Annotated in this window: 2 protein-coding genes; both read left to right on the top strand. The window is 62.4% G+C overall.

Annotation, left to right across the window (positions count from 1 at the left end; translation table 11 throughout):
- On the top strand, positions 1–1,112 hold a 1,112-nt coding region (arc, locus tag AC5RWT_RS37475; RefSeq protein ID WP_494084631.1), incomplete at its 5' end, for a proteasome ATPase.
- Between the two features lie 14 nt (positions 1,113–1,126).
- Positions 1,127–1,307: proteasome accessory factor PafA2 family protein (locus AC5RWT_RS37470; RefSeq protein WP_494084632.1), on the top strand; the 181-nt coding region annotated here is incomplete at its 3' end.

Genomic DNA, 1,307 nt, shown 5'->3' with positions numbered 1-1,307 from the left:
TGGAGAACCTCATCCTCGAAGAGGTGCCGGACATTTCCTACGAGGACATCGGCGGACTGGGCCCGCAGATCGACCAGATCCGTGACGCCGTCGAGCTCCCCTTCCTGCACCCGGACCTCTACCGCGAGCATGGGCTGAAGGCCCCCAAAGGAATTCTGCTCTACGGTCCTCCCGGCTGCGGCAAGACGCTGATTGCCAAGGCAGTGGCCAACTCGCTGGCGGCCAAAGCCATCGAGCGCAACGGGACGGACACGCGCAGCTACTTCCTGAATATCAAGGGCCCGGAGCTGCTGGACAAGTACGTGGGGGAGACCGAGCGGCACATCCGGCTGATCTTCGGCCGGGCCCGCGAGAAAGCGTCCGACGGCAGTCCCGTGGTGGTGTTCTTCGACGAGATGGATTCCCTGTTCCGCACCCGCGGCACCGGTGTCTCGTCCGACGTCGAAACCACCATCGTGCCGCAGCTGCTGTCCGAGATCGACGGCGTTGAAAAGCTGGAAAACGTGATTGTCATCGGCGCTTCCAACCGTGAGGACATGATCGACCCGGCTATCCTGCGCCCGGGACGGCTGGACGTGAAGATCAAGATCCACCGCCCGGATGCCGAGGCTGCGGCGGACATCTTCGCCAAGTACCTCACCACCAACCTTCCCATCCACGCCGAGGACCTGGCCGAGCATGGCCAGGACCGCAAGGCCACGATCGACGCGATGATCCAGCGCACGGTCGAGGAGATGTACTCCACGGACAAGTCGAACGAGTACCTCGAAGTCACCTATGCCAGCGGCGACACCGAAATGCTCTACTTCAAGGACTTCAATTCCGGAGCCGTGATCCAGAACGTGGTGGACCGGGCCAAGAAGAACGCCATCAAGGACCTGCTGATCAACCGGCAAAAGGGCCTGCGGATCGAACATCTGCTCAGCGCCGTGGTGGACGAGTTCCGCGAGCATGAGGACCTGCCCAACACCACGAATCCGGATGACTGGGCCCGGATTTCCGGCAAGAAGGGCGAACGGATCACCTACATCCGCACCATCGTGCAGGGCAAGGCCGGGCAGGAGGCCGGAAAGTCCATCGAAACGATGCCAAACACCGGGCAGTACTTGTGAGCGTTTATCGTGTGATGGGCTCGGAGACGGAGTATGGGATTCATGCTCCGGGTGAACCCCTGGCCAACTCCACGCTGCTCTCGTCGCAGGTGATCAACGCCTATGCGGCGACCATGCGCAAAGGGCTGGGGAACCTGGCCGGCACCCGGTGGGACTACACCGACGAGGAACCTTTGCACGACGCCCGCGGATTCG

The sequence above is a fragment of the Arthrobacter sp. Dra40 genome (assembly GCF_059091905.1).
Note: the sequence above shows the minus strand (reverse complement) of the source record. Positions and strands in the feature narration are given on the sequence as shown.